Annotated in this window: 1 protein-coding gene; it reads left to right on the forward strand. The window is 52.9% G+C overall.

Annotated features, from left to right (window positions below; translation table 11 throughout):
* Positions 1-16: 16 nt before the first annotated feature.
* Positions 17-306 (forward strand): hypothetical protein (locus S1OALGB6SA_RS03910; RefSeq protein ID WP_195910285.1); only part of this gene is annotated, 290 nt, incomplete at its 3' end.

The following is a 306-nucleotide window of genomic DNA, read 5'->3' on the forward strand; positions in this document are numbered from 1 at the left end:
GACAAAGAGGATGTCCATGGATGTGAATGGGGATGGATTTCTCGATGTGATTTGGAGGTATGGGAGCAGTTTTGGAAGAAATGACGGGAATGGGAACATTGTAAGCACCCCCTGGGAGGGGACTGGAGTTATCCAGGAGTATCGGGAAGATTACTTCACTGATGATGAGGCTGCCGAGATAGAGGCGAATCACTATCCGGAGCATCCGGTTTGGCGATGGCGTCCATGGCGGAGCGGCAGGATTGGACTTTCCAGCCTGATAGCATACGAGACATCAGCGGATGGATCAGCGGATGGGGCTGAAGG

Origin of the sequence: Olavius algarvensis spirochete endosymbiont, from assembly GCA_900608495.1 — a bacterium.
Lineage (GTDB): Bacteria > Spirochaetota > Spirochaetia > DSM-2461 > DSM-2461 > UBA2779.